Genomic DNA, 26154 nt, shown 5'->3' with positions numbered 1-26154 from the left:
GACTCCATGAGCGGATACATTGACTACGCCAATAGACTCCCTACTGACAAAGACCTGTTGGTCTGCCTGTTCCAGCGAGGCGCAGCCGATGGCCTGAACAGTCTGGTCCCCTACACCGACCCCGATTACTACGCTCAACGTGCCAACATCGCGGTAGCTGCACCGGGTACGCAGGGTGGTGCTATCGATCTGGATGGCCGCTTCGCACTGCATCCAGCCCTGGCACCACTCAAAACAATCTATGATTCAGGCCAATTGGCGCTCGTGCACGCCACAGGCATTCCCCACAACTCCCGCTCACACTTCGTCGCCCAGGATATCGTGGAAAGAGGCGTGTCAGCCAAGCCACTTCCGAGCAACGGTTGGCTTGGTCGTCATCTCAGCCTGAATAGCACCAACAACGGTTCTGCGTTTCGTATCGTATCCATCAGTGGCAATGTTCCGGTCTCGCTGCATGGTGCCAGCGAGCCGCTTGCGATCAGCAACCTGACCGAATTCGGCTTTAGCCAGGAGATTATCGACTCGGGTTATACGGATGTCTTAGGCAATCTGTTTCATGATCAGATACCCCTTGCAGCACCGGCTCAGGCAGCACTATCCGCTGTAACCGAACTGCAGGCCGCTGAGTTGCAGAGCATATTGCCAGAACATGGCGCACTCTACCCAGCCACCGACCTGGGTAAAAAAATGCAGCAGACAGCTCAGTTGGCCAAATCGAATTTACCCGTCGAGGTCATCTGTATCGATGCCGGAGGCTGGGATCACCATGAGAATTTACCCGGCAACCTGCAGCAATCCCTGACTGATCTGGCTGATTCATTGAGTGCTTTCCAAACGGATATGGCTGATTTAATGCAGCGAGTCACCCTCTTCGTAATGACCGAATTTGGTCGACGCGTTGCTGAAAATGCCTCGGTGGGAACTGACCATGGCACTGGCGGAGTGGCTTATGCCATGGGTGGCGGTGTAAACGGCGGGCAGGTGATTACCGATTGGCCCGGTCTTTCTACAGCGGACCTTCACCTGGGTGAAGACCTGGCAATTACAACCGATTTACGCACCCTGCTTGCAGAGTTGTTGAATAAACGACTGGGTGGTACTGATCTATCGCAGGTTTTTCCCGGGTTTACAGGTCCGACAACTGCCAATCTGTTTTTGGACTGACCCGCTATACTGCACCCATAGTCCGAATAGATAGGCAAGCAGCCAACCCGCTTTACTCACCAAAAAGTATTTTCAGGATAGACTGACCGAATCTTGCAACATACTCGTGAAAGCTTCTGCAGTAATCGGTTTGTTGAAAAGAAAACCCTGGGCAAGATCGCATTGCATATTTTGCAATTGTTTCAGTTGATCCTCCGTCTCCACACCTTCGGCGACCACCTCCAATCCCATGCCATGGGCCATCAACACAGACGCATTGACCAGCTCCCAGTCGGCCGCATCGATCATCAGGTCATTGATAAAGCTGCGATCAATTTTCAACACATCAAAAGGATAATTGCGCAAATGGCTCAACGATGAGTAGCCTGTACCAAAATCATCCATTGCCAGCCCGATACCCTTACTATGCAGCCGGTCCAGGGCCGCAACGATCTCCCGCTGGCCACTCATCAGGACACCTTCGGTAATCTCCAGAATCAGCGCTTCAGCCTTAAGGCCACTGTGCTCCAGTAGGTCCGATATAAACTCCACAAGTTTTACATCCCTGAACTGTCTGGGAGATAGATTGATGGATATTCTGAATTCGTTATCGATCATCTCCTGCCACTGCAGTGCATTGATCACCGCCTGCTGCAAGACATACCGACCGATTTCGAGTATGACCCCGGTCTGCTCAGCGATCGGAATAAACTCGTCCGGTGAAACCATGCCAAGGGCGGGATTGTTCCAGCGAAGCAGCGCTTCTGCGCCAACCACCCGATTGCTCCGCATATCGATCACAGGCTGATATAGCACTGAGAACTCCTGCCGCTTATGGGCGCCCTGGAGCTGCTCTTCGACTTCCAGACTTCGGGAGATGTTCAAATTCATCTCGCTGGTGTAAAAATTGAAAGTGTTTCGCCCCTGTTCCTTGGAGTGATACATGGCTGTGTCTGCGTTACGTAACAGTTCTGTAGGGGTAACACCGTCACTGGGGTAGATAGAAATGCCGATACTGGTGGTTACCACCAGCTCCCGATCATCCAGGGTGAATGGATCTCGAAACTGTGCAATCAGGTTGCCTGCCACAGCTTTGGCATCGGTCAGTTCCGATAAATTGCGTAGCAAGACGACAAATTCATCGCCGCCGAGACGACACACACTGTCCGCATCACGGACCGCCGATTTGAGACGCTCCGCTGCCTGAACAAGCAACCGGTCACCGGTTTCGTGTCCCAGGGTATCGTTAACCCGTTTGAACCCATCAAGGTCGAGAAACAGCACGGCGATCATCTGATGATCCCGATCTGTCTCCTTTAGCAGCTGGGTCAATCGATCCATCGCCAGGAACCGGTTGGGCAGACCAGTCAGCCCATCGTAATGGGCCTGTTTGAGAATATGTGCTTCCTGCCTTTTCTTTTCTGAGATATCCACATGGGTTCCGACGGTACGAATGGCGTTACCTTCAGCATCACGGACCAGAAAGGCACGGGAGAGAATATCCACCCAATGACCATCCTTGTGCCGCATCTTGAATTCGATATGGAAATTATCTCTTTTTCCCTCAATATAGTCAGAAAGCATGACCCAGGATCGCTCCCGATCCTTGTCTTCAATCAGATCCTCCCAGGTTGAAAAATCGTTTGGCAACTCGTCGTCTTCATAACCGAGCATTTTTTTCCAGCGGGGTGAGTAGTAGATCTCGTTGGTCTTAAGATTCCAATCGTAAACCCCGTCATTGGCGCCACGCATGGCCAGCTCAAATCTTTCCTCACTTTTGCGCAGTGCCGATTCTGCCTGTTCCCGCTCATTGATCTCCTTGCTCAGTGCACTGTTTTTATCCTGCAGTTCGGAGGTACGTAAATCTATGGTTGTTTCACGGCTTCTCACCTCTTCACTCAGTTCATCAATGAGTCGTCTGTTCTGCACCTCAAGGCCGATATTTTCGACTAAATTACGATGCACATTGCGGGTAAACAAGGTGGTCATTACCAAGTATACAAAGGTAGCGATGGCCAGGGTGTTGTGAGCGAAATCGCCATAAAACAGTAAAGTGCCGATCAGGGTAAGCAGTTGGGGATAGACATAGACCACGAATGCCGGCAGATAGACCGAAAGAATCACAACCGCGGATGCGACGATTCCGAACAACAGCATGCACAAGCCGATCGCAACGGTGAGATTATCTGTCAAATAGATATGAGGTACGATCAAACTCCATGCCACCCCGACCATGAGACATCCAAACAGATAGGCTCGTTGCCACTGCTTTGTAGTCATTTTCCGGGGATCGCGTCTTCTCAACGCCCAGAGAACCAGCCGAAAAGTCGCTGTTGCAAACAGGGAAATCACCCAGATCTCCACAATCCCCGAATCGATATGAGGAATCAATATGAAGTAAAAAAGAGTGGCAACCGCATAGACCGTAGCATTTGAGATCGGCGCCTGTTGAAACAGAATCCTGGTCTGCTCTTCTGCAATGAGTGTTTTGACACGCTCTGATTGTTTGCTTGTTTTAGTTTTTGACATGGTCCATCTGGTCATGACGCTCATTTATGCAACAGCTGTTATGCCGCCTTGGAGCACTGAGAAATTTATCGATCTATAACTTTCAGGAACAATCTTTTGTTGTTCGAACGAAACCTAATGCACGAACGGGAAAAGCCGTGTTCAAACCCCAGTATCAAAACCCCATGGCTCAATATGATTGTCTCAAGCCGTGGTAATTGCTTACCTGTTATCTAGTTCTTATAGCACACTCTAACAGGGTGCTTTGTGTAAATTCCCTATGATCCTGGAAAAGTCATTGTATAAATAAAAAACCAATGATTTATGGCAGTTTCTGCAGGATAAGCTATCAGACCGTCGATTGAGCTCAACCACAATTTAAGCAGGGTAATCAAAGGGAATTAAAAGCCTCCAATGAAACTACAGATAAAATGGTGTTTTGCAGTTGTTTCAGCTTGTTTGCTTTACCGAACCATGGTCAGTAGAGGCTAGAGCGCCAATTGTATCTCTGCCAAATCACCCATGGTCTGTTGAATCTCGTCAATCGAGGGTGGTTGGCTCGCCCACATATCGTCAAACGCTCCCCGGCAGGAGAGACGAAGAACTTCCGGCTGCTGGGTGGAATCGAGCCAAAAATGGTAACCCTGAGTGACCATCGGTGTACCCTGATCATCCAGGCCAACCGAAACAAACCTGTATTGAGGTAATCTATCGACCACTTCCACCATCAAGCCCTCCACCCGTTTGATGGTGAAAGTTTGAGGTTGTATGGTCTGTACTCCATCCGTCAGCGAGTTGAGCTCGAAGTTGCAATTCGCCTTGTATCGATCGAAATCTTCGAGCTGCATTGTCTCACCCAGCTGTAAAAACAAACGGGTACGATGCGCAGAGACCTCCAGTGCCTGCTTCAGAACGACCATGGAACCGACCGGTATCTGCTGGTAGGGGCTTGCAGGATTGAAACTGGTTTGAAAGTTGGCGCCACAGCCAGAGAGGCAGAGTGCGATCACGATCCATCTCATAGTTAAACACCTCAAGTTATTGAATCGAAACAACTCAGAATCTGACAGCGGCAACCAGCCGCGAACAGATCCCAGCCTGTTTTCAGACAAGTCTGAAATAGCAGCTGAGATCCGGGATATCGATCTCTCTCGGTTTCAGTTTCACACTGTCATTCAGTGAGAATTCACCCCGGATACGCAGCTTGGCTTCATAGGCGATGGATGGGATCAACACAGTTGCCCGTTCCCCCTCCTGTGCAACAATGACGCCCTCACCCTGCCACTCCGGACGATCTCTCAAAAAGATCAATCGCCAGTGGTTGTTCGACACCCTTTCGGTCTTTCTGTTCGCCATACTGCCCATTTCAGACTCTGCGATACGTTGGGAAATCGTCGCCAGATCGAGTAAATCCTCACCTTTCAAATGGGCTCTCAGCTGCTGATGGGTCAGCAGGTCTGAGTAGCGGCGCAACGGACTGGTTACCCGGCTGTAAGCCGGCAGCCCCAATCCTGAATGGGGTTCGGCTTCGGTTTTGACCTGAGTCGGTTTGAACTGACGTCGGTAGGCATACATGGCGGCAAGATCCGCCGGTTGCTGGGCATCATCCGGTGGAGCCTGGGTGGCAAAAGGTATCGGGATATCACGTTGCAGACAGTAATTTGCGATACCCTCCCCGGCCATCAGCATCAAATCGGTCACCATTTCACGGCTCTGCAACTTCTCCAGCGGAGTGATCTCCACCTGATCGTTTTGCGCTTTGATCTTCACTTCAGGCAGCTGAATGGTGGCCGAACCTGCCGCCTTGCGACGGGATCTGTAGCGTTGGCACTTTTCCAACAGACTATTGAAGGGCGCCTCATCCAGGCGATGTTCCGCCTCGCCATAGCTGATTCGTTCTACCTTCAGCCAACTGGGGTGGATCTCCACATCACCGACTTCCCCTTGCTCCGATAGCTGAAAAGCAATCGAGAGCGAGGGGGAGCGCTGCTGTAGGCCCAAACCCAACAGGTCGGTTATTCTGGGTGGCAGCATCGGGACAATCCGGTCGGGCAGATAGAGATTGGCGCCGCGGCTTCTGGCATCGATATCCATCTCGCTATCCGGTTTCACCAGAGCCGCCACATCAGCCACATGCACCCAGAGTCGATCCCCATCGATACTGATCGCGTCGTCCGGGTCCTGATTATCCTCGTCGTCGATTGCAAAGGCTCGCAGATGTGTCAGATCCAGGCGATCCTCTTCCATCAGATCCGAAACCGGATAGTCGGGAATTGACTCGTCAACACCCATTCGCCGGGGATAGGGGTTTTCATTCAGCGTCCAATAACCCGTTTTCACCAGCAGCCGGTGAGCACTAACCGGGTTTTCCTGCAGCTTCAGAGCCTGCAATATTCGGCTGTTATCCCTTTTCAGCAGTGCCAGCGCTTCCACCTCACCAAGAATTTTTCGATCCTCATCAAGGATCTCACCCTGTCGAACACGGGCCATGAAGCTGTCCCAGGCCACCTCTTCAGCTGCCTTTTTATTGCGTGTCTCGATCTCACTCGCTACCGCCTCGGCAGATCTTGGTTGGATCGCCTCCGGCTCTCCCTCAAAGTAGATCCCATCGGATACCAGAACCCAGGTCGCCCAGGCCATGGCCGGGGTATAGTCCCCGTAGACCAGTTCGCTGAGCTCTTTAATGTCAGTCTCAGCCCCCTCCAACAGCTCCCAATTCTCCTCAACCTCTCCTGACATGGGCTGTAGGCTTTTCAGGTCGTCGAGGGGGCCTGGATGCAGCAGAACCACATCCTTGTCCCGTACCCGTTTGCTTTTACCCCCTTCCAGCTCAATGGTGATCTTATCCGCTACTTCCGTCACCTTGGCCGGACGGATCTTATAGAGCACCAGAGCTCCTGCCTTCAAATTACTCATCACTGTTTCCGAATCGTTCAACTCGCTGATTGACATGCCAAGTGTTTAATAAAGTCGTTGTATTGAGCAGCCCGGTCTGCAGCCCAATGGGATTGTCATACAAACCTAAAAAACACATCACCAGGGGGATTTCGTACCCCGTGGGATCGGGTATGATACGCAGAGTTGATCCCCAAACCCAGGAGCTGTTCCTGATATGAACGAAGAATGGACCAAATTTCTGGCATCAAGAACTGATAATGACCAGCAAGGCACAGAATTGAACTGTGCTCTAAACGACCTCTCCCATCTGGGGCTGATCCGCGTATCCGGTGAGGATGCGGAGGCCTATCTGCAGGGCCAGTTGACCAATGATATTCGTGAAGTCACTGGATCTCACAGCAATCTGGCGGGCTGGTGCAATGCCAAAGGGCGTATGCTGGCTAATTTTCGCTGCTTTCGCCGTGAAGACGACTACTACCTGCAGACCCCGGTGGAGAATATTCCCGGCGTGGTGCAGCGGCTCGGCATGTACATCCTGCGAGCCAAAGTCACGCTCAGCGATGTGAGCGACGAACTGATCAGAGTCGGCTTGACCGGAGACTGCTCAGAGGCCCTGCTACAACCCTTTTTCGATGAAATGCCTGAACAGCCCAATGATGTTCAGCAGCAGGATCAGCTGACTCTGATCCGGCTTCCAGGCCAAAAGCCCAGATATGAGATTGTTGGACCGATCCAACAACTGCAGGAGCTCTGGCTGACCGCTGAGGGGCAGGCCCAACCCGCAAGCACCGATTTCTGGGCACTTCAGGAAATCCAGGCGGGTATCCCCACGATCTATCAGGCGACCAAAGAGGCCTTCGTCCCGCAAATGACCAACATGCAGTTGATCGACGGGGTCAGCTTCACCAAAGGTTGTTACACAGGTCAGGAGGTTGTCGCACGCATGCAGTACCTGGGCAAACTGAAGCGCAGGATGTATCTGGCCCATGTGGAGACCAGTACCGTACCTCAACCTGGTGATGAGCTGTTTGCCAGACTCAGTACCTCGGGACAGGGTACGGGTAAAGTCGTCGAAGCCCAGGCCAATGGTGATGGCTACGACCTCCTGGCGGTGATCGAAATCGCCAGCGCCGAAGAGGATCAGGTACTGCTTGGAGAGCAGGGTTCACCCCTGAAAATCGTCAATCTGCCCTACCCTTTTGCTGAATCGTGATCTACGGAACACTCCCATTCTGCATTAAGATTTTGCCGATTCTACCGCTAACGGTGAAAACCTCTGCAGTCCAGGACAAGACAGCGAAATGATCGACGAAAAACAATTTTTAAACGACCTCAACGAAGCGATCGACAGTAACAAGCTGACCCTGCCAACACTCCCTGAAGTAGCGCTGAAAGTGCGGGATGCGGTAGAACAGGAGACCAGTAGCGCCAACGAAATTGCAGACATCATCGCTTCGGATGCCGCACTCTCAGCCCGCCTTTTACAGGTAGCCAACAGCCCGCTCTACCGGGGAAGAGTACCGATCGATAACCTGCAGATGGCGGTTGCCCGCCTGGGTGTTCGACTGGTGCGCAGCCTGGTGATCAGTCTGATCATGCAACAGATCTTTCAGGCCACCGATGACCTGCTTGACGCCAAATTCCACCAGATCTGGGAAGAGAGTGTGCAGATCGCCGCCATCAGCCGGGTACTCTCCTACAATCTGGATCATCTGGATAAGGAGCAGGCGATGCTGGCCGGTTTGATCCATAACATCGGAGCCTTGCCAGTACTGGCGATGGCAGAGACCCGGGACGAACTGGTTCAGGATGCAACAGAACTGGATCGGGTGATCGATATACTGAGCCCCCAGATCGGACAACGGATTCTTGAGATGTGGGATTTTCCTGAAAGCCTGATCAAGGTACCGGCAAATTTTCTTAACCTTGAGTACGAAAGCGAAGGGGGTGGGGATTACTCGGATATCGTGCTGGTCGCCCGCCTGCAGGCCAATCTGAACCAGAATACGGATTTCGAGATGCCGAATGTGCCCGCCATCAAGAAACTGGGGATGGAACCTGAAGTCAATATCATCGAAATCGAAGGTGTTGCCGAAGATATTCAGAACATTGAAGTCATGTTCCACAACTGATCCGTGGTGAGCGGCTAAATCGAGATGATTGAGGCACAAAACCTCTGTAAACACTATCCTGGCGTGAAAGCGGTCAACGGGGTGAGTTTTCGTATACCCCGAGGCGTCTGTTTCGGACTGCTTGGTCCGAACGGGGCGGGTAAAACCACAACGGTGGAGATGCTTGAAGGCATCATCACCCCCACATCCGGAAACATTCTCTACAAAGGCGAACCCCTGGGGCAGAAATTCCGCAATGAGGCTGGGATCATGTTTCAGCACACCGCATTGCAAGAGTTTATTCAGGTGGATGAAGCTCTGCGGATGTTTCAGCGCTTCTACCCAAACCCGAGGCCGCTGGATGATCTGGTTGAAGCCTGCGCCCTGGAAGAATTTCTGACCCGGGACACACGCAAACTCTCCGGTGGCCAGAAGCAGCGATTGCTGCTGGCGATCGCACTGATCAATAATCCCGAGGTGGTTTTTCTGGATGAGCCGACAACCGGACTCGACCCCCAGTCCCGACGCAATCTGTGGAGCCAGGTACGTCGTATCAAGGCTGAAAACAAGACCTTGGTACTGACCACACACTACATGGAAGAGGCCTTCGAGCTGTGTGATGAGATCATCATCATGGACCATGGAGTGATTATCGCCCAGGGCAATCCCAAAGCACTGCTGGCGGACCATTTCGACAACTCTGTCATCACCCTTCCCCGCGACGTATTTCCGGAAACATTCACGCTCAATGACGGCGCTTCGATACATCCACAGGGTGATGTGGTTGAGATCATGTCGAAGGATGTGGATAGCACAATCCGTCTGCTGACGGCCAATCAGATTCCACTGAGACAGCTCCAGGTACGCACCCCTACCCTGGAGGATCTGTTCCTGGAGCTAACAGGACATCATCTGCGCAGTTAGACTCGGTGCGTCGAATTCAAGGCGTCAAGACCGAAGTGAACTCATAGTTTTTGGATTTGTCGACAAAGGAGTGAAAGCGAAAGCCGTCACTCGTCTACTGGCCGTTACCAATGCATGAAATCTGCCTGATGCCAGGCCATTTGCCGCCAGATGCGTGTCGCAGGCAATGGCCAACCTCTGATATCGCGCATTGGTATGAGACAGCACACAGAAGGTATAGTGATGCCATATCATGGGCTTGGGGTCACGGGAAGCCAATCCAATCAATCCTGCCCTGCCAAATAATCAACCAATCAGTTTGCGACCTAATCCTGAATACTATGTCAATACGCCGTTTTCTCGCCGCCCTGCAAGCACGCAATCTGGAGTTCCTGCGGGATCGCACCGCGCTGGGCTGGAATCTGATCATGCCGGTGCTGATCGTGATGGGATTTGCCTTTGCCTTCACTACCGGCCAGGAGGAGCTCTACAAGGTGGGACTGTTTGGTGAAACCGACACCGAGCAGCCGATCCATAGCTTTCTGCAGACCCGTTATGTGGAGTTCATCGAGACCGAGGAACTGGACAAAACCATCGACAAGGTGGACCGACATCAGATCGACCTGCTGCTCGACCTGAAAAACCAACGCTATTGGGTGAACAGCACCTCACCAAAGGGTTATCTACTGGAAAAAGTCGTTGCCCCCTACCAGTTTGAACGGGTAGCCCTGTCCGGTTCGGAGATTCGCTATGTGGATTGGGTAGTGCCCGGCGTACTCGGCATGAACATCATGTTCAGTGCACTCTTCGGTGTTGGCTATGTGATCGTCCGATACCGTAAGAACGGGGTACTGAAACGGCTCAGAGCGACCCCATTGAGCGCGTTTGAGTTTATCTCTGCACAAATCGCCTCCCGCCTGCTGATGATCGTCACTGTCACCACACTGGTCTATCTGGGTACGGATCTGCTGGTGGATTTCCGCATGGTCGGTTCCTACTGGCTGCTGTTACTGATCTTGATTGTCGGTGCCCTGAGCATGATCAGTGTTGGCTTGCTGGTCGCAGCCAGGATAACCAGCGAAGAGGCGGCTAATGGTTTATTGAATCTGATCAGCTGGCCGATGATGCTGCTATCCGGCGTCTGGTTCTCGCTGGAAGGCTCCCATCCATTGGTACAGAATCTGGCTCTGGCACTGCCATTGACTCATATGGTGGATGCCGCCCGAGCGGTCATGATTGAGGGTGCGGGCATCAAAGAGGTTGCCGCTCCCCTGTTGTCCCTCTGCCTTTTTACTCTATGCTTTGTCACAATAGGTTCGAAAAGCTTTCGCTGGGAGTAGTCAGGCAGTGGATCAGGATCAACGATTCATGGAACAGGCACTTGAACAGGCACAGCAGGGCCTGGCGCTGGGACATGGTGGTCCTTTTGGTGCCGTAATCGTGGTCGAGAATCAGATCATCGGAGCTGGCTGGAATCAGGTTGTACATCTCAATGATCCCACCGCCCATGCTGAGATGCAGGCAATCCGAAAGGCCTGCCAGCATCAGCAAAATTTCAATCTGGCCGGTGCGGTGCTCTACACAACCTGTGAACCCTGCCCGATGTGCCTCAGTGCCGCCTACTGGGCTAGAATTGAGCGACTTGTGTATGCCGCGACTGGTGAAGACGCCGCAGTCAGTGGTTTCGACGACAGTCTGATTGCAGCGGAAATGTGCAAACCATCAGGTGAACGCCTGATGCCCAGCCGACAGATCATGCGTGATGCAAGCCTGCAGCTGTTCAAAGCCTGGCAATCCAGTGATCAACGCATCGATTACTGAATCTAAATAAAAATGACAACCAATCAGGGAGAATCGGATCTGATGGCAGTCACACTTCACATCAATGGTTCAGCAACCCGGGTTGAGGCAGACAACGATATTCCATTGCTCTGGGTATTGAGAGACCAGCTTGGCCTGACCGGCACCAAATACAGCTGTGGTATCGGCGTTTGCGGCTCCTGTATGGTGTTGCTCGATGATATGCCAGCAAAAGCCTGCCGGGTCAAAGCGACAGAGTGTGCTGGCAAAAAAATCACCACCATCGAGGGGCTGGCAGATCAGGCTGATCATCCGCTGTTGAAATCCTGGCTCGAGTTACAGGTTCCTCAGTGTGGTTACTGCCAGTCCGGACAGATCATCACCGCCTATGCCCTGCTCAGTAATAAGCGTGATCCGAGCGCGGATGAGATTGATCAGGCCATGTCTCAAGTGTTATGCCGTTGCGGCACCTATCCACGCATACGCCAGGCCATTCAGCAGGCGTCCGAATTGATGAGAGCAAAGGACCCATCCTGATGAAGCCGTTCGATCCCGAGAGAAGAGATTTTCTGAAGAAGAGCGCCCTCACTGCCGGCTCTGCACTGGTGCTGGGCATAGCCTGGAGTGGCAAGATTGCAGCCGCAAACGATGACTCGCCAAGGTTCAAGCCGAACGCCTGGTTGAAAATCGATACGGACGGGGTGGTTACGCTCTACATCGCCGAGTCGGAGATGGGACAGGGCCCCTTCACCTCACTCTCGATGCTGATTGCCGAAGAACTGGAAGTGGATTGGCAGAAGGTTCAGGTGGAACATGCCCCCCTCGACCCGGCCTATGGTTTTCAGGGAACCGGTGGAAGCCGCAGTGTCAGAAGAAACTGGAAGACCCTGAGAGAGGCAGGCGCCGTTGCCAGGCAGATGTTACTGGCTGCCGGAGCCGAGTATCTGAAGGCTCCGGTCGACAGCTGTCAGGCACAACACTCACGCATCACCCATCGCCCATCTTCAAAGTCGGTAAGCTACGCAGCAGTGGTGGGGCGGGCGGCCGAGATGCCGATACCGAAAAACGTAAAACTGAAACAACCCGAGGATTACAGACTGATCGGCACCCCGGTCACCCGATTGGACCTGACGGACAAACTGAATGGCAAAGTTCGTTACGGCATCGACATCAAGTTGCCCGATATGGTCTATGCGACTATCGCCCAATCCCCGGTGTTCGGCGGGAGCGTCAAAAGCTTCAATGGCGCAGAGATCAAACAGCGATCCGGCATCATCGACTGCTTCGAACTTGAAGAGGGCGTGGTGGTGGTTGCCCAGGGTACCTGGCAGGCATTCGAGGCGAGAAAAGCTCTGAAAATCGAATGGCAGGAAGGCAAAACCGCACAGCTGAACAGCGACAACATCATTCAACGACTGAGTGGCGAATCCTCAGAGAAACCCAGTCTGATCCTGCAACGTGGAGAGCCCATCGCTCAGCTTGGTTCCGCACTGAATGCTATTACCTCGGAGTATCAACTCCCCTTCCAGGCCCATATGACTCCGGAGCCGATGAACTGCACGGTGGGGATTGAAGATGGGCAATACAGAATCTGGGCCCCGACCCAATCTCCCACCAGCGCTATGGCCACTGCAGTCAAGGCACTGAAACCGCTGATGCCGCAGGTCAGTGAGGCAGAGCTCGAGGCGAGGATTGAAATTGTAACCCCCCTGCTGGGCGGTGGATTTGGGCGACGAATCAAACAGGATTATGTGACTCAGGCGGTTAAGATCGCCCATCGTATCAAGCGGTCGGTGCAACTGATCTGGCCGCGTGAGGAAGATGTCCAGCACGATCACTATCATCCGCTGACCCAGCATCGCCTGAGTGGCCGCCTGGATGAAGCCGGCAATCCTCAGGCCTGGTACCACCTGATCACCGGTCTGCAGTCCGGTAAATATGGTGCAGACTCGCTGGCCTATGATATTCCCCATGTACGGGTAGAGTTGCTGAGACTCAACTCGCCTGTACCGATCGGCCCCTGGCGCTCTGTCTCCAATCACTACAACGCCTACGCCATTGAACACTTTTTTGATGAACTTGCCCGGGCTGGCGGGCAGAGCCCGCTGGAACTGCGCCTGAAACTGCTGATGGAACCCAGATTGAGAGCGGTTCTGCAAAGGGCAGCCGAGGCCGCCTCCTGGCATCGGCAGGATCAACAGCGACGATTGGGATGCGCTGTACACTCAAGTTTCGGTAGCCATGTAGCCGAGATCGTTGAATTGATCAGACAGGACGAGCATACGCTCAAGCTGGGTAAGATCACCTGTGTGGTCGACTGCGGTATTGCGATCAATCCGGATACCATCAAAGCTCAGCTGGAGGGTTCGGTGATCTATGCTTTGGGTGCTGCACTTAAACCGCCGATCATGTTGAAAAACGGTCGCGTCGAGCAGCACAATTTTCATGACACGCCAATCCTGAGCTTTAAGGAGACACCACCCATCGAGGTAATCATCAGCAACAGCCGGCTGGATCCAGGCGGTGTCGGTGAACCTGGGGTACCTCCACTGGCTCCGGCACTGGCCAATGCCTTGTTGTCCGCTCATGGAAAACCGGTGACCCGCATGCCGATGAAACTGAATGGTGCCTCCTAAAGCCGGAATCAGCGTTTACTGATTACATACCAGCAGTGCTTTCCACGGCCGAATAACTGCCCCTATCCTACTGATTTTGTAAAGATTGCCTCTCATATACCGGATTTAACAACTCACCCTATCGGCAACACCCTGCGGAGCATGTTAAAGTCCATGACGCAGGGCTGTCAGGCATCCTCAACAAACCACCCTGTAACACCCGATTGATAAAGGACCGAAAAAGAAACAATGTGCGGTATAGCAGGTATTCTGAATCTCACCGACGCTGCATCACCCTCCAGAGATGAACTGGAGCGCATGATCCATGCAGTCCATCACCGCGGGCCTGACGGATATGGCTTCTTTTGCCATAACCGGGTTGGTTTGGCCCATGCGCGACTTAGCATCATCGACCTGGCCGGGGGTGATCAGCCGATCCATAACGAGGATCAAACCATCCAGGTTGTCTTCAACGGTGAGATCTTCAACTACCTGGAGCTACGAGACGAGCTGGAGAAACTGGGCCACAAGTTCTATACCCATTCGGATACCGAGGTTATCGTCCACCTCTATGAACAATATGGCGACAAGTTCGTCGACTCTCTCAACGGACAATTCGCCATCGCACTTTGGGACAACAACAGACAACGATTGGTGATTGCCCGGGACCGGGCCGGCATCAGACCGCTGTTCTACACTGAAACCGCAGGCAGACTCTATTTCGCCTCAGAGGTAAAATCCCTTTTCGCACATCCGGCGATCAGTAAGCGGGTCAATCTCACCGCACTGCAGGAGGTTTTCACATTCTGGAGCGCCCTGCCGCCAAACTCCCTGTTCGACAACATACAGGTGTTGCCACCCGGCTGCATGATGGTCATCGAACAGGGTGAGATCCGCATCGATCGCTACTGGGACTGGGATTTTCCCAACGATCAGATCGATCACGACAAATCTGCCGATGAATGGGCTGAAGAGCTGCGCACACTGATGATCGACTCGGTGCGACTGCAACTGCGCTCCGATGTCCCGGTCGGCGCCTATCTGAGTGGCGGACTCGACTCCTCCGTACTGACTTCACTGATCAAAAACTACACCGACACGCCACTGCGAACCTTCTCCATCGGTTTTGAGGATGAGGAGTTCGATGAGAGTGGTTTCCAGAAGGATCTGGTGGATTACCTGGGCACACACCATACCCATGTGTTATGCAAACGCTCCGATATCGGTGAGGCTTTTCCCAGAGTCATAAGACACGCTGAAACAGCGATTGTCCGCACCGCGCCCACTCCACTGATGCTGCTCTCAGGTGCTGTGCGGGAAGCGGATTACAAGGTGGTTTTGACCGGCGAAGGAGCAGATGAGGTATTCGGCGGCTACGATATATTCAAGGAGGCCAAAGTCAGGCGCTTCTGGAGCCACGCTCCTGAATCCGAGTGGCGTCCGCTTATCCTGCAACGCCTCTACCCCTATCTCAAGCACTCACCGACTGCCAGCGGGGCTTTCACCCAGCGCTTTTTTCAGCAGGGACTGGAGCATCTGAAAAAACCTTTCTTTGCCCACATCCCCCGTTGGGCGACGACCCAACGCATCATGCAGTTCTTCTCTGATGAAGCCCGGGCAGCCGTACCTGCCGTGGGTTACTCCAACATCGAAAGGATTCTGCCGGAGGGCATTGAGCAGTGGAAACCGCTTAACCAGGATCAGTATATTGAAGCTCATACCCTGCTGGCCGGCTACCTGCTCTGCTCTCAGGGTGACCGGGTCGCAATGGCCAACTCCATCGAAGGCCGTTTCCCGTTTCTCGACCATCGGGTGATTGAGTTTGCTGCGAAACTGCCCAGCCGCTACAAAATCATGGGATTGAACGAGAAGTACATGCTCAAAAAAACCATGAAAGGCCTGATACCGGAGAGCATCAGGAGTCGCAGCAAGCAGCCCTATCGGGCGCCGGACAGCCAATCCTTTTTCAAGGATGGCAAACCCCTGGACTATGTGGAAGAGCTGTTCAGTGAATCGCGCATCAAACAGGCGGGCTATTTCAATCCCAAAGCGACCAATATGCTGCTGAAGAAGTGTGCCAGAGGCAAGGCATTGGGATTTGGCGACAATATGGCATTTGTCGGCATCCTCTCAACCATGCTGGTCGATGAGCAGTTTATTCGAGGCAATCCCGAGTAGGGATCCCGGGGAGACTTCAGTTAGCACGAGACTGTCCGATAAGGATTAGTGTTAACAGGCCCTGGTTACCAGGGTACACGTACAGGACATGCACGTGTGATTATTTAACGTTTTTTTGAGCTTTTTAATAAAGTATCATTCCGACATCAATCTATTATCAGACCTTTAGGAATTCCCATGTCAGCAGAAGCGCAGATCAGAAACTATATCCTGGAAAACTATTTGTTCACCGATGACCAATCAGCTCTGGATAGTGGGGACTCCTTCCTGGATAAGGGCATCCTCGACTCAACCGGTATTCTGGAAGTGATCTATTTTCTGGAAGATGAATTCAGTATCAAGGTCGAAGATACTGAGATGGTCCCGGAAAACCTTGATTCTGTGAATAATATCGTCGCTTTCATTGGACGTAAGAGCCAATAGAGTGACAACTGCTGCATTGCCACTGATCGATCGTTTCAAGACGATCGCAGAAAGCTACCCGGAAAAGCTTGCGATTGCGGATGCCTCCGGGCAATACAGCTACCGTCAGCTTCTGGAGCGTATTTCCCAGGTTGCCGGTTATCTGGCCGAATCCGGCCTGAACAAGGGTGACAGGGTGGCCATGGTGGTCACCAATTCGGCAAATTATGCAGCCATATTCTACGGTATCTGGGCGGCTGGCGGCGTCACAGTGGCGCTCAATACCCAGGCCAAAGCCCGGGATATCCTCAATTGGACCGGTCACTCCAATGCCAAATGGCTGTTTATCGATCAGGGGCATGGTGAACTAAGCGAGATCATCAACAAGCTCGACCAGGGCGTTGAACTTGTCGGTGTTGGAGCGTCGAAACCGGCACAATCGACACAGAGCCATACGCCCTGGACGACAATTACCCAAACCCGCAGAGCCATGCCGGAGATGGCACTCTCACCATCTGATCTGGCCTCGATCATCTACACCTCCGGAACCACTGGCAGCCCCAAAGGGGTGACGCTCAGTCACGCCAATCTCAGCGCCAATATCGAATCCATCCAGAAATATCTGCAGTTGAGCAGCGAGGACAGTATTCTCAACGTATTGCCCTTCTACTACTCCTACGGCAACTCAGTGCTGCATACCCATCTTGCGGTGGGTGGATCGCTGATTCTGGAGAACAACCTGGTCTATCCACACCGGGTCGTGGAGCGTATTGCAAACGAAGCTGTAAGCGGCTTTTCCGGGGTACCGTCCACCTTTGCCCTGCTGCTCGGTCGGGTCAACCTGAGTGACTATGATCTCAGTAATCTGAGATACCTGACCCAGGCCGGTGGCGCCATGGCCCCGGCACTCACCGATAAGCTGCTGGCCGCATTGCCCAAAACCGAGATCTTCATCATGTATGGTCAGACCGAGGCGAGTGCGCGCCTTACCTATCTGCCGCCTGCACAGATCTGTGAAAAACGGGGGTCGATCGGCATCGCCATACCCGATACCAGGATCGAGGTGCGCGACAAACAGGGCAAGGTAAACCCACCAGGGGTGACAGGCGAGATCTGTGCTTCCGGTGAAAACATCATGCAGGGCTATTGGCGCGATACGGAAAAGAGTGCCCAGGTATTGAAGGACGGCTGGCTCTATACCGGCGATCTGGCGCATACCGATGAGGATGGCTATCTCTACATCGACGGCCGCTCTTCCGACATGATCAAGAGTGGCGCCAACCGCATCAGTCCAAAAGAGATTGAAGAGGTGATACAGGAGCTCGACTGTGTCATGGAAGTCGCCGTTGTTGGGGTACCGGATGAGATGCTGGGTGAGATCATCAAGGCATTCATCGTTCCCAAGGGCGACCAGCAGACAGACAAAAAAGCGATTCAGCGACACTGCAAGCAGAACCTCGCTATCTATAAGATCCCAAAGAGCATTGAGTTTATTTCAGAGCTCCCGAAAACAGCCTCGGGAAAGATCCAGAAATTTCAGCTGCAATCTAAAGAGAAATCGTAAACAGGCAGCAGACGCCCAGGAGTTTGGGCAGCCGGTAGAGACACCGACAACCGGCAACTTGAATTTTTACGCAATTGGAAATTAGCATAACCTAACCTGTAGCGCTGTCAGTCGCATAGCGGATAGGCAAAAACAGAATCAAGGGGAGAAACAGCATGCAATCCTTTTCAGAGCGGTACGAAGCCGAGGTTCTCAATTTCGACCGTGAACAAGCCGCGGAGCATATCTGCCAAACCATACGTGAACTACTGCGCAGTAAACTCAGAAAGCGTGGTCTGGTGGTGGCCGTTTCCGGCGGCATCGACAGCTCAGTCTCCGCAGCGCTGGCCGTACGGGCGATTGGCCCAAAGAAGTGTTTCTTCATGCAACTTCCCGAGATGGATTCCGCCGAAGACACCCAATCCAGAAGCAGCCAGCTGATCGAGCACCTTGGTGTTGAGAGCACCCAACACAACATCGCAGCCACCCTGGAGGCGATCGGCTGTTACGATGCACGTGACGAAGCAATCAAAAAGACCTTTCCGGAATATACGGATGGCTGGAAAAACAAGATTGTGATCAAAGGCGGCATCGATGGCCAGGTCAACCATTTCATGCTGGTGGTACAGGATCCGTCAGGCAATCTGCAGGAGAAGCGTCTGGATCTTCGCGAGTATCTGCAGATCGTCGCCGCCACCAACTACAAACAGCGTATTCGTAAAACCATCGAATACTATCACGCAGACCGATTGAACTATGCAGTGGTCGGTACCCCCAACCGGCTCGAATATGACCAGGGCTTTTTCGTCAAGAACGGTGATGGCTCGGCCGATGTGAAACCGATCGCCCATCTCTACAAAACCCAGGTCTATGCCCTGGCGAAACACCTGGGACTGCCGGACTCGATCTGCGATGCAATTCCAACCACCGACACCTACAGCCTGCCCCAGGGCCAGGATGAATTCTACTTCGCCCTACCCTACCAGGAGATGGATAAGGCATTGTGGGCACATAACCATGGGGCCACAGCGGAGGAGCTGGCCGAAATGTTGGGGATCAGCGAAGATCAGGCGAAATTCGTCAAGCAGGACATCGATAATAAACGCAAGACCACCCACTACCTGCATGCCAAGCCCTATTTGATCGATCCAATCGCAGAGTTGGATCTGTAATAGCTGTCAGGCGTTTAATAAAGGATGGGTATTGGCTTGTTTGAGCCTGCCCATCCTCAGTTACACAGCAACATTGGCTATGGGTTGTTATAGACCTTCTCAAAGCCAGCTTCACTGAATCCATTCATCCGTCGTTTACCGACCAGAATAACCGGCACACCGGTTGCACCCATCTTTTTATACTGCCTTCTTGCCTTGCTACTCTTTTCAATATCGTATTCGGTATATTTGATCTTTTTCCGCTTGAAATATCGTTTGGCTCTCTCACAATAGCTACACCATTCCGTACTGTAGATCACCACCTTCTTTCCAAAATTGAAAATTGAGCTGTCAAAGCTGACACTTTTGATGGTATTGATCTTCAGCTTAACTTCACTGGCTTCAGCATCGGCTGGTTGTTTATCGGAGAAATGTACCTTTCCATGCTCATCGGTCCACTTGAATATCTCCGCTTCAACGGCTGCAACTGACAACAGCAGAACGGGAAGTAAAATCCAGTTTATCTTGGCTGACTTCATATACATGATGACCTATTGGAATTAACCACTATCTTGGCGAATTAGCGGCCATAAGCAATAGATCTTTGGTTTAGGACTTGAATTACCTTAGCGACATGATGCGGTTAGACCGCACCATCTTTGACCTTCACTCTGCACTGTTTTGAGATCTTCGGATCAGACGCAACCTCAAGCGCGGGTAACGATGCAGTTGATACGCGTCAACAACTCATTGGGTGGCGTATCCTTTGGATCATTAAGATACTCTTCAAAGGGTGGAAAGTCTGCCGCCTCGTAGCCACTTTGTGGCAGCCAGTGACCAAACAGCCAGTCATAGGGTTTCTCCAGCTCTGCATAGGATCCTTTGAACAGCAGGCTCACACAAGTCCCACCCGGAATCCGATTCGATTCGGGCACTTCACCAGTTTCCGGCAGATCCATCTGATCAGCAACTGAAATGGCGGCAAACGCCCTAAGCTGTTTTGACTCCACACTCTTCGGATCATCAAAATAGAGACCGATTGAACGTGTGCTGTCACTTAACAGATTGTGGCTGGAGGCATAGACAAACAACTTTTCAAAAGTTCTGCCTATCTCCATGTAGTCACCCTGATGGGAATAACCAATCAGATTGACCGGTTTGAAATCAACAATTTCAACATTGTACATGTCACGATACTCCTCTCTCGCAGTTGGCAGCATAGCCACAAAGGGTTCGTTCGCCTTACTGTGACGTCTTGCACTTCTGTACTCGGTGGGTGTTTCACCGAACTGATTTGTGAACGCACGGGTGAAAGCTTCAGGGCTGCCGTAGGTGGCGGAAGTGGCTATGCGGAGAATCGGCTTGGTTGAACTGATTAATTCAACAGCCGCACGTTGGAGGCGCAGACGCCGGATGGTTGCATTCAGGGTCTCCCTGGCCATTTCCCGATAGATGCGGTGAAAATGGTAGGGTGACATGAAGGCGACATCCGCCAGCAGGTTGATATTGAGATCATCATCCAGGTGGTCGTGGATATATTCGATCACCCGGATAACCCGTTGCCGGTAGTTCTCTGCTGTTGTCTTCTTCATGTTGTTACCTCCTGTGATTCAGCGTAATCAATCCGGTCTGATAATGTTTGCGGTTTTCAGGGTTGATGAGAGAGGTGATCGTGTTTCTGAGAAAAAGTGTTACAAACAAACACTCTTAACGTGGATACAGAATTCCTGCTTAGCCCCTCTCCCTTTACGGGAGAGGGTTTGGGGAGAGGGTGTACGCGTAGCGTTTCACCATGTTGAATTTTAACGTTATCTAACTCATCCAGCTTTAAACAACTGACTACTGAGAAATATATCGTTGATTGTTATCCCCCTCTCCCCCGGCCCCTCTCCCACAAGGGGAGATGGGGGTAGACTCGTTCATATTTGCTTAAGACTCTGGGTCGCCTGGTAGACCTCCCCTGTCATCTCATCTGACCAACCGATCAGGTGCCTGTTGAGCTGTGCTCTGTTGTGTTCATCCAGAAAGTTATGCAAAGGCTGAATCCCCTCATCCAGATTGCGCCACATCACCAACAGCTTCTCAAGAACATCAAGGTGGATGATCCCCTCCACCTCCGCATCACAGGCATAGATATGTCCATGAGGCAGAATATGCTGGCTCTCCGCATAGAGATACTCATGCACATTCTGCAGCTTGATATCTCCCCCCTGTTTGAGTAGCTCACTGATCGTAGGCAGTGTGGTTGGCAGTTGCGGGCAGCTGGATTCAATATCCTGTAGCTGCGGTAAAAAAGCACTCTTGCCCCTGACATCGCTGGCATAATCGAAGCCGAGCTCCTGTTGCAGGCGCAGCAGATAGGGGTTGGTTTGCCAGCCGGCGGACGCCATGCATTTTGGCCGATCACCAAACAGCTCAGCGTAACTGTCGACAGCCATCAGCAATTCACTGCGGGTCCAGGCTTCATCGGCATGGGCCAACCCCGCCAACCAACGGCCACGATCATGACAAAGGATGCCTGTCTCATGACCTGCAGCAGCCACTGCGCGCATCCGCTCCCCGGCCTCATCGACAATCTGAGGTGGCTTTAGCAGCAAACCGTAGAGGCGTGAGCTCAGAGGTAGATGTGGATACCAGGGCTGCTGGCTCCGATTGATCAGCCGGCCGCTTTTATCCGGACCTGTGGCAAAGAAGAAACTGGCCTTGACCTGGTACTGATCGAACAGCTCGAGCAGAGCGGGTACACCCTGAACCGCGCCAACCAGTGTGTTGACCGCAATCCTCAGCCCAAGCTTCATACGGATTCTAAATATCGGCAGAGCAGCCCGTTGGTCACCGCTTCGGCAGGTAACTTAACCCGTACCTGATAACCCCCACCAGGCGCTTCATGCATCTGGTTGCCATGTCTGTCTTCCATTCTCTCCAGCACGAAATCCCGGTTACCATCGGGTGTCATCAGCTCAAGCCGGTCTCCGACACGGATTTTGTTTTTAACATCCATTTCCACCAGACCACTCTCCAGATCGATGCCTGTTATCTCCCCGACAAACTGCTGTCGCTCAGTCTGGGAACTGCCGAATCGGTAGTTCTGCAGCTCATCAGACTCGTGCCTCTGGTAGAATCCATCGGTGTATCCCCGATTGGCCAGGCTCTCCAGATCCGCCATCAATGCAGGTTGAAACGGGCGTCCCGCCACCGCATCATCGATTGCCTTGCGATAGACCTGGGTGGTACGGGCCGTGTAGTAATGGGATTTGGTGCGACCCTCGATCTTAAGACAATCGACACCGATCTCCACCAGCCTGGCCACATGCTCAACGGCACGCAGATCCTTTGAATTCATGATATAGGTGCCATGCTCATCCTCGAACACCGGCATCTGTTCCCCGGGACGTCCTCCCTCCTCCAGATAGTAGACCTGATCAGCGTCGTTGTGTCTGGTCACGTCGGCCGGTCCGGTGCTGAGTTCAGGTCCGGCGACCGGCTGGGAGAGCTTGTAATCCCAGCGGCAGCTGTTGGTGCAGGTTCCCTGATTGGCATCACGATGATTGAAGTAGCCCGACAGCAGACAGCGCCCTGAGTAGGCGATACAGAGCGCGCCGTGGATAAACACCTCCAGCTCCATATCCGGACAGTGTTGACGAACCTCGGCCACTTCATCCAGTGACAGCTCCCGGGAGAGGATCACCCGGCTCACCCCCTGCTGCTGCCAGAATCGTACCGCCTCCCCATTCACTGTATTCGCCTGCACCGAAAGGTGAATCGGCATCTCCGGCCAACGCTCCCGGACCATCAGAATCAAGCCGGGATCTGACATGATCAAGGCATCCGGACCCATGGCGATGATCGGTTCTAGATCCTTGATGAAGGTCTTCAGCTTGGCATTGTGGGGCATCACATTGCAGGCCAGATAGAATAGGCGCTGCAATGCATGCGCCTCGGCAATCCCGGTGGCCAGGTTTTGCTCCAGAAAATCGTTGTTTCTGACCCGCAGGCTGTATCGAGGCAAACCTGCATAGACCGCATCAGCGCCATAGGCAAAAGCATAACGGGCGTTTTTAAGGGTGCCGGCTGGTGCCAGCAGTTCTGGTTGTTTAGCCATAATTGGTTTGATCAGCTTAAAGAATTTGTGAACAGGTCCAGGGCGAACAGAGTGACAATCAGAATCTGACGACTGATGGGGTTTGAGCGGTGCATTGTGGCATCAACAGGTCGGCTCATGACCGGTTCAGTGACTCCTCAGCGCAGTGTGACTTGATAGGTCTCTACAATGGTGCCCAGAATCAGCCGCTCCCTTTTGACTGACAATTTGACGACCTCACCGACCTCCCGGTCCATCAGGGCAATGCGCAGATCCGCATAGCTCTCAATCGGTTGATCATCAACGGATACCAGAAGGTCTTTCTCTTTGATACCGGCTTCCGCGGCACCGCTGTTCTCAACGAATCCATTGACACTGGGCGGTGAACTCTCCACATCCAGGAATACCCCCAGTTTACCACTGGGCGGCAGCTTATGTTGATCGGCCAGAATCAGATAATCCGCCAGCTCAGGATTCAGCTCGGGGACTGAATTCACATTCAGTACAATCGCCTGACTCGCATCGACCCGACGTGACAGACGGCTTGGGATGCCATCCCCATAGATCAGATGCCCAGCCCCGGCCAGAATCACCAGATGGCCCTGAGGATTTTCCTCGATCCACTCAGCCGCTCGTTCCGCCATCGATTCATCCCACAACAGCTGGACGTCGAGAAAACGTTCAAAGTCCCGCCCTTCCCGATGTGGGTGTGCCTCATAGATGGTTTGCAGACGTTCACGATAGCTCTCGTTATCCCGGGCGATCTCAGCCGGCAGTCTGGCCTGCTGCTCAGGGCTCAGACTCTCGATCCCCTCCCGGCTCACCTGGTCTGTGATTTCACGCTCCAGATTGAGTGCAATCATGGGAATCCCGTGCTCTCTTGCAAAGCTGAATATCGGACGATAGAGCCGATAGTCGAAGCGCCAGCGATTGAAATAGTCTGTGCCGCGGATCAGACCGGCTTCGTCAATCTCTCCGGCGATATATTGGTCCAACACGTTCTGGTAGGGTTGAAAAAAGAACTCCAGGCCGATAGCCAGGTCTGAATGCTTGGCATGCAGGCCCTTGATGATCGCCAGCTGGTTGAGATGGTGCTGATACTGGTCGTGGGTTTCACCCACATATACCACACGTTTATCCGAGACTTTTTCAATCAGTCCGGAGACATCGATCAGAGCGGACATATCGACAACAGAATCCTGGTGTTTCTCCCCGGCCAGGGATCCTGTCACCAGGCCAGTGAGAAGAATGAAAAACAGATAGTTACGCAGCACGATGATCTCCGGCAGCAGAAGGCTGTTTAAATTGTTGTCAAACCACTTTTTCAGTTGAACAATGTTGCGCCTCAGAGGATTCTATCCTACTGCTGCTCCAGTACAACTCGTGCCCGGTTCAGACGAATCGCCCAATCATAGCAAAGTAGTTGGGAAAATATGGGGATATGACCAATAAATGAACAATACGTTTCATACCCCTACCCCGCTAAAGGCAGCTTCAGAGGATTTGGCCCAGCCCTGATTCGCTTATGTAAGTCACACTCATCTATGGAAAAAAGTCAGTTTGTTATGGATATAGGTTTCGACGCAAATTATTCAACATGGAATCTGGTCGGGTTTTTCCTGCTGCTCTCCCTGTCGCTCGGCCTGTCGGCGGAAATACTCGAGATTGATCTGCCCAGACAGCGCCTAACAGCAGAACAGCTGGCTGTGGTTGTCAACGATCAGGATCCCCTCAGCCAGCGCATCGGCAACTACTATGTAGAGGCCCGGGGCATCCCTGCCGCCAACCTGCTGCATGTCAGCTTCAAGCCCGGAAAGAAAAATCTCCCGCCACAGCAATTCCAACAGATCCGGCAAAAGCTGCTGAAAATCACACCACAGAACATCCAGGCCTACGCCATCACCTGGATTGCTCCCTTCCGGGTCGGCTGCATGTCGGTTACATCCGCACTCACCTTCGGCTATGACAAGGCTTGGTGCTCAGATCACACCTGCGCCTCGACCCGACACAGCCCCTACTACGACTACCGGGGGGTGACTCCCTATAACGACCTTTCGATTCGCCCCAGTATCAGTATTGCCGCTAACAGCTTTGCCGAAGCCAAAGCCCTGATCGAACGGGGCATCGCTGCCGATGGAACCCTCCCTGAGGGGACGGCCTATCTGATGAGCACCCAGGACAAACAACGCAATGTCAGGGCCAAGGATTATCTGATGACCCGCCGTCTGATGCACAACTGGATCGATACCGTGGTGTTAAGAGGCAACACTCTGCGTGACCGCAAGGATGTGCTGTTCTATTTTACCGGTCGTACCCATATCGATGGGCTGGAGACCCTGACGTTTCTGCCGGGCGCCATTGCCGACCATCTCACCTCCACGGGCGGCGTACTCAGCGGCAGTAAGCAGATGAGCGCTCTGCGTTGGCTGGAGGCGGGTGCCACTGGCAGTTTTGGTACGGTGGTAGAGCCCTGCAATCATCTGGGCAAATTCCCCAATCCCCGACTGGTGATGGAGCACTACAGTCATGGTCAGACCCTGCTGGAGGCCTATTGGCGAAGCGTTCAACAACCCGGGGAAGGCTTGTTCATCGGCGAGCCCCTGGCTGCACCATACGATAAGGTTGTTTTCAACAAAAGCGCAACCGGTACCCGGCTCATCACCAGAAACCTCACAGCCGGTCTCTATCGGCTGAGCCACTCAACCACACCGATCGGGCCGTTTCGGCAAATTCAGCGTTTCCGGGTCAAGCCCCATCAGCAGCAGTTTAATCTGTCAGGTGGAGAGCCGGGCTACTACCGGATTGAGTCTCTGTAACTCAA

Annotated in this window: 21 protein-coding genes; 13 read left to right on the top strand and 8 right to left on the bottom strand. The window is 52.8% G+C overall.

Annotation, left to right across the window (positions count from 1 at the left end):
- Positions 1-6: 6 nt before the first annotated feature.
- Positions 7-1164: a DUF1501 domain-containing protein gene (locus tag A3193_RS05790; protein WP_069014293.1), complete on the top strand. Its 1158-nt coding sequence runs from the start codon at positions 7-9 to the stop codon at positions 1162-1164.
- Positions 1165-1236: 72 nt separating this feature from the next.
- On the opposite strand, the gene A3193_RS05785 is transcribed toward A3193_RS05790, so the two are convergent.
- From A3193_RS05785 to A3193_RS05775, 3 genes are all read right to left on the bottom strand, one after another.
- Complete coding sequence (locus tag A3193_RS05785) at positions 1237-3672, bottom strand: putative bifunctional diguanylate cyclase/phosphodiesterase (protein WP_069005220.1); 2436 nt, start codon at positions 3670-3672, stop codon at positions 1237-1239.
- Between the two features lie 467 nt (positions 3673-4139).
- Positions 4140-4673 (bottom strand): hypothetical protein, encoded by a 534-nt coding sequence (locus A3193_RS05780; protein WP_069005219.1) that lies wholly within the window; start codon positions 4671-4673, stop codon positions 4140-4142.
- A gap of 82 nt (positions 4674-4755) precedes the next feature.
- Positions 4756-6567 (bottom strand): ribonuclease catalytic domain-containing protein, encoded by a 1812-nt coding sequence (locus A3193_RS05775; RefSeq protein WP_069014727.1) that lies wholly within the window; start codon positions 6565-6567, stop codon positions 4756-4758.
- Between the two features lie 196 nt (positions 6568-6763).
- Between A3193_RS05775 and ygfZ the strand changes: the two genes are divergently transcribed.
- From ygfZ to nadE, 11 genes are all read left to right on the top strand, one after another.
- Complete coding sequence (gene ygfZ, locus A3193_RS05770) at positions 6764-7762, top strand: CAF17-like 4Fe-4S cluster assembly/insertion protein YgfZ (RefSeq protein ID WP_069005218.1); 999 nt, start codon at positions 6764-6766, stop codon at positions 7760-7762.
- 88 nt (positions 7763-7850) lie between these two features.
- A complete protein-coding gene (locus tag A3193_RS05765; protein WP_069005217.1) occupies positions 7851-8681 on the top strand; it encodes an HDOD domain-containing protein in 831 nt (276 codons plus the stop codon).
- A gap of 24 nt (positions 8682-8705) precedes the next feature.
- Positions 8706-9584: an ABC transporter ATP-binding protein gene (locus A3193_RS05760; protein ID WP_069014292.1), complete on the top strand. Its 879-nt coding sequence runs from the start codon at positions 8706-8708 to the stop codon at positions 9582-9584.
- Between the two features lie 320 nt (positions 9585-9904).
- Positions 9905-10903 carry an ABC transporter permease gene (locus A3193_RS05755; RefSeq protein ID WP_069005215.1) on the top strand — a complete coding sequence of 333 codons (999 nt, stop codon included), beginning with the start codon at positions 9905-9907 and terminating at the stop codon, positions 10901-10903.
- A 7-nt stretch (positions 10904-10910) separates the two neighbouring features.
- Positions 10911-11384 (top strand): nucleoside deaminase, encoded by a 474-nt coding sequence (locus A3193_RS05750; RefSeq protein WP_268803171.1) that lies wholly within the window; start codon positions 10911-10913, stop codon positions 11382-11384.
- Between the two features lie 42 nt (positions 11385-11426).
- Positions 11427-11900 (top strand): (2Fe-2S)-binding protein, encoded by a 474-nt coding sequence (locus A3193_RS05745; protein WP_069014726.1) that lies wholly within the window; start codon positions 11427-11429, stop codon positions 11898-11900.
- Positions 11900-13999 (top strand): xanthine dehydrogenase family protein molybdopterin-binding subunit, encoded by a 2100-nt coding sequence (locus tag A3193_RS05740; protein ID WP_069014290.1) that lies wholly within the window; start codon positions 11900-11902, stop codon positions 13997-13999. The genes A3193_RS05745 and A3193_RS05740 overlap by 1 nt, the downstream gene beginning before the upstream one ends.
- A 228-nt stretch (positions 14000-14227) precedes the next feature.
- Positions 14228-16156, top strand: coding sequence for an asparagine synthase (glutamine-hydrolyzing) (gene asnB, locus A3193_RS05735; protein WP_069005212.1), 1929 nt, complete (start codon positions 14228-14230; stop codon positions 16154-16156).
- 177 nt (positions 16157-16333) lie between these two features.
- Positions 16334-16579, top strand: a complete 246-nt coding sequence (locus tag A3193_RS05730; protein WP_068995575.1) for an acyl carrier protein — start codon at positions 16334-16336, stop codon at positions 16577-16579.
- Position 16580: 1 nt separating this feature from the next.
- Positions 16581-18122 (top strand): class I adenylate-forming enzyme family protein, encoded by a 1542-nt coding sequence (locus tag A3193_RS05725; protein ID WP_139116975.1) that lies wholly within the window; start codon positions 16581-16583, stop codon positions 18120-18122.
- A 155-nt stretch (positions 18123-18277) separates the two neighbouring features.
- Positions 18278-19273 carry an NAD(+) synthase gene (gene nadE, locus A3193_RS05720; RefSeq protein ID WP_069005211.1) on the top strand — a complete coding sequence of 332 codons (996 nt, stop codon included), beginning with the start codon at positions 18278-18280 and terminating at the stop codon, positions 19271-19273.
- 77 nt (positions 19274-19350) lie between these two features.
- On the opposite strand, the gene A3193_RS05715 is transcribed toward nadE, so the two are convergent.
- From A3193_RS05715 to A3193_RS05695, 5 genes are all read right to left on the bottom strand, one after another.
- Entirely contained in the window at positions 19351-19791 is a 441-nt protein-coding gene (locus A3193_RS05715; RefSeq protein ID WP_139116974.1) for a glutaredoxin family protein, read from the bottom strand.
- A 168-nt stretch (positions 19792-19959) separates the two neighbouring features.
- Positions 19960-20844, bottom strand: coding sequence for an AraC family transcriptional regulator (locus tag A3193_RS05710; protein ID WP_069005210.1), 885 nt, complete (start codon positions 20842-20844; stop codon positions 19960-19962).
- 327 nt (positions 20845-21171) lie between these two features.
- The gene (locus A3193_RS05705; RefSeq protein ID WP_069005209.1) at positions 21172-22050 is read right to left on the bottom strand and encodes a polysaccharide deacetylase family protein; all 879 of its coding nucleotides are present in this window, start codon (positions 22048-22050) and stop codon (positions 21172-21174) included.
- Positions 22047-23354, bottom strand: coding sequence for a prephenate-dependent tRNA uridine(34) hydroxylase TrhP (trhP, locus tag A3193_RS05700; RefSeq protein WP_069005208.1), 1308 nt, complete (start codon positions 23352-23354; stop codon positions 22047-22049). The genes A3193_RS05705 and trhP overlap by 4 nt, the downstream gene beginning before the upstream one ends.
- Positions 23355-23491: 137 nt before the next feature.
- On the bottom strand, positions 23492-24607 hold the full coding sequence (locus A3193_RS05695; protein ID WP_069014289.1) for a ChaN family lipoprotein: 1116 nt from the start codon (positions 24605-24607) through the stop codon (positions 23492-23494).
- Positions 24608-24877: 270 nt separating this feature from the next.
- Here A3193_RS05695 and A3193_RS05690 point away from each other — a divergent pair, with 270 nt between their 5' ends.
- The gene (locus A3193_RS05690; protein WP_235614908.1) at positions 24878-26149 is read left to right on the top strand and encodes a TIGR03790 family protein; all 1272 of its coding nucleotides are present in this window, start codon (positions 24878-24880) and stop codon (positions 26147-26149) included.
- Positions 26150-26154 lie beyond the last annotated feature (5 nt).

The sequence above is a fragment of the Candidatus Thiodiazotropha endoloripes genome (genome assembly GCF_001708965.1).
GTDB classification, from domain to species: Bacteria; Pseudomonadota; Gammaproteobacteria; order Chromatiales; family Chromatiaceae; genus Thiodiazotropha; species Thiodiazotropha endoloripes.
The sequence above is the reverse complement of the archived record's forward strand: the minus strand, read 5'-3'. Positions and strand labels throughout refer to the sequence as shown.